5 protein-coding genes are annotated in these 3,435 nt (G+C 55.1%); 2 read left to right on the forward strand and 3 right to left on the reverse strand.

Annotation, left to right across the window (positions count from 1 at the left end; translation table 11 throughout):
• From ACZAHD_RS22485 to cpxP, 3 genes are all read right to left on the reverse strand, one after another.
• Nucleotides 1-199, reverse strand: a 199-nt coding sequence (locus ACZAHD_RS22485) for a 6-phosphofructokinase (protein WP_462458705.1), incomplete at its 3' end; no start/stop codon positions are given.
• Between the two features lie 196 nt (nt 200-395).
• A complete protein-coding gene (gene fieF / locus ACZAHD_RS22490) occupies nt 396-1,298 on the reverse strand; it encodes a CDF family cation-efflux transporter FieF (RefSeq protein ID WP_008807873.1) in 903 nt (300 codons plus the stop codon).
• A 158-nt stretch (nt 1,299-1,456) separates the two neighbouring features.
• On the reverse strand, nt 1,457-1,960 hold the full coding sequence (gene cpxP / locus ACZAHD_RS22495) for a cell-envelope stress modulator CpxP (protein ID WP_004178004.1): 504 nt from the start codon (nt 1,958-1,960) through the stop codon (nt 1,457-1,459).
• A gap of 149 nt (nt 1,961-2,109) precedes the next feature.
• Between cpxP and cpxR the strand changes: the two genes are divergently transcribed.
• Together cpxR and ACZAHD_RS22505 are read left to right on the forward strand one after the other, a co-directional pair.
• Nucleotides 2,110-2,808: an envelope stress response regulator transcription factor CpxR gene (cpxR, locus tag ACZAHD_RS22500; RefSeq protein WP_002882901.1), complete on the forward strand. Its 699-nt coding sequence runs from the start codon at nt 2,110-2,112 to the stop codon at nt 2,806-2,808.
• The coding region (locus ACZAHD_RS22505; protein ID WP_462458706.1) for a sensor histidine kinase at nt 2,805-3,435 on the forward strand (631 nt) is incomplete at its 3' end. The genes cpxR and ACZAHD_RS22505, both read left to right, overlap by 4 nt.

A 3,435-nucleotide genomic window follows, 5' to 3' on the forward strand; every position in this document is an offset into this window, starting at 1 on the left:
TGCCGCCGCGGTTGATCATGTCGGAAACGCTGTAACGGTCGAGCTGAACCATACGGTCTTCATACAATCCGAGGTAACCGTCATAGATTCCAAAAACTTCCAGACCTTCCGTTAATGCCGCGCGCACAACGCCACGAATTGCTGCGTTCATGCCCGGCGCATCACCGCCACTTGTCAACACACCGATTTTCTTAATCATGACTACCTCTGAACTTAGGAAGCAAAAAATAATTCTGTTGCCTGAAGCGCTCCCTCACCAGGAGTGCACGACGCTAATGACAATAGTATATCAAACGCCTCAAGCTGAATTGATTCAGGTCAGACCAAACGGCGGTAATTTATACAAAAAATGCCGATCTGCCCCACATTTTTACATCGAGTTTACAGACTATAACCTAACGCTCAAAAAAGCCCTGCTGCGCCGCTGGCACCACAGAACTGGGATCCTGATGGATAATGACATCGGAACCCGGGAAACGGCGCAGAATCGCCTGCTCCACCTGGTCTGCAATCACGTGGGCTTGCACCAGCGGGAGGTTATCTTCCATTTCCAAATGAATCTGAATAAAGCGGGTCGGCCCTGACTGCCGCGTTCGTAGATCGTGCGCCCCGCGGATGCCGGGCCATGCGGTCACGATGGTGATAATGTCCTGACGCTCCTCGTCAGGCAAGGCGCGGTCGAGTAGTGACTGAACCGCCTCATAGCCCATCCGCAGCGCGCTATATAAAATATAGATGCCAATTCCTAAGGCAAACAACGCATCGGCGCGATGCCAGCCGTACCAGGAAAGGCCCAGCGCCACCAGAATAGCGCCGTTCATCATAACATCAGACTGATAATGAAGCATATCCGCCCGCACCGCCTGGCTCTGGGTTTTTCGCACCACCCAGCGCTGGAAGGTCACCAGCGCCAGCGTGCTGAACAGGGCGATCAACGTGACGACGACCCCGACGCCAGCGGCCTGCAGCGGCTCCGGACGCACCAGGTGCTGGATGCCGGTGAGAAACAGAAACAACGCCGAGCCGGAGATAAACATGCTTTGCGCCAGCGCCGCCAGCGATTCCGCTTTGCCATGGCCAAAGGTATGTTCTTCATCAGCAGGTTGCAGCGAATAGCGAACCACCAGCAGGTTGGTCAGCGAGGCGGCAATATCCACCAGCGAATCCACCAGCGCAGCCAGAATACTGACTGAACCGGTATACCACCACGCAAAAATTTTGATCAAAAGTAACGCGGAGGCCATGGCCGTCGCGGCGATAGCGGCGCGGCTGACCAACCGGCCATAAGATTGATTCATATAGGCTCCTTCTCCTGCAATGCGCTTAGTATAACCTGAACTTGTGACGCTCACGGGATACGCGAAGAAGTTGATTTGCCGAAAAAAGGGCAAAAAAAACCCCCACATCATGTGGGGGAAGACAGGGATGGTGTCTATGGCAAGGAAAACAGGGTTTGTTACTGGGGTTGCAGGGTGTTGCTACTACTCGAAAGCATCATTGCTGAGCCTTTCTGCATCCTTGCAACCTCACGCAACTGATCCATACGTTGCTGGTGCTTAGCATTTAAAACCGCTTGCTGCTCTGGCGTAAGCAGGTGATACATCTGGTTGCGGACCTTAGCCATCTCGACCTGGCGAGCAACCTGTTCCTGCGCCATCTTTTCTGCCTGGGCGCGCACAGCGTTTTCATCAAAATTTTCTGCGGTGACAAGGCGATGCATTGTCTCCATTTCGCTAACATTAACGGGGAGCCTGTCGTGGCGTGCCCGTTGCATAAGATCCCGTAACTGCTGACGTTGCTGCTCGGTTAAACTTATGCCGTCAAACATATGGCTCTGGCTACCGCGCTGTCCCCCTTCGTCTCCGGGGAGCCAGTTAACGCTGGTAACGACTTCAGCGGCCTGGCTATATGCACTTAGCGCCAGCGTTGAGGCCATGACGGCAGCGATAACATTGCGCATCACATACTCCCAAAACGTTTGTGTCGCGATTCAACGAGAGACAGTCTACGATTCAGGCTGCAAACATGCGTCAGGGGGTGTAAAACAACGTAAAGTCATGGATTAGCGGGCCTTGATGACGTAATTTCTGCCTCGGAGGTATTTAAAAGATGAATAAAATCCTGTTAGTTGATGATGACCGGGAGCTCACCTCCCTGTTAAAAGAGCTGCTCGATATGGAAGGTTTTAACGTGCTGGTGGCCCATGATGGGGAACAGGCGCTGGCCCTTCTGGACGACAGCGTTGATTTATTGCTGCTCGACGTAATGATGCCGAAGAAAAACGGTATTGATACGCTGAAAGAGCTGCGTCAGACACACCAGACCCCGGTTATCATGCTAACAGCGCGCGGGAGCGAGCTGGATCGCGTTCTCGGCCTTGAGCTGGGCGCGGATGACTATTTGCCTAAGCCGTTCAACGATCGTGAACTGGTGGCCCGTATACGCGCGATTCTGCGCCGTTCCCACTGGAGCGAGCAGCAGCAGACGACCGAAGCCGGATCGCCAACGCTGGAAGTGGATGCTTTAAGCCTGAATCCGGGCCGTCAGGAAGCCAATTTCGATGGCCAGACGCTGGAGCTCACCGGTACCGAATTCACCCTGCTCTATCTGTTAGCGCAACATCTCGGCCAGGTGGTGTCGCGTGAACATTTAAGCCAGGAAGTGTTAGGCAAGCGCCTGACGCCGTTCGACCGCGCCATCGATATGCATATTTCCAACCTGCGGCGTAAGCTGCCGGAGCGCAAAGATGGCCATCCGTGGTTTAAAACGCTGCGTGGCCGCGGGTATCTGATGGTTTCCGCTTCATGATTGGAAGTTTGACTGCACGCATCTTCGCCATCTTCTGGCTCACGCTGGCGCTGGTGTTGATGCTGGTGCTGATGTTGCCCAAACTGGATTCCCGGCAGATGACCGAGCTGCTGGAAAGCGAGCAGCGTCAGGGCATCATGATCGAGCAGCACGTCGAGGCCGAGCTGGCCAACGATCCGCCAAACGACCTGATGTGGTGGCGCCGTCTGTTTCGCGCCATCGATAAATGGGCGCCGCCGGGACAACGCCTGCTGCTGGTGACCAGCGAAGGCCGCGTGATCGGCGCAGAACGCAACGAGATGCAGATCATTCGTAACTTTATCGGCCAGGCCGATAATGCCGATCATCCGCAGAAAAAACGCTATGGCCGCCTGGAAATGGTGGGCCCGTTTTCCGTCAGGGACGGTGAGGATAACTATCAGCTCTATCTGATTCGTCCCGCCAGCACCTCACAATCCGACTTTATCAACCTGCTGTTTGATCGACCATTGCTGCTGCTTATCGTCACGATGCTGGTCAGCGCCCCGCTGCTGCTGTGGCTGGCGTGGAGCCTGGCGAAACCGGCGCGTAAGCTGAAAAACGCCGCCGACGAAGTCGCCCAGGGCAACCTGCGCCAGCATCCGGAGC

It is taken from the genome of Raoultella sp. (assembly GCF_039594335.1).
GTDB lineage: Bacteria > Pseudomonadota > Gammaproteobacteria > Enterobacterales > Enterobacteriaceae > Klebsiella.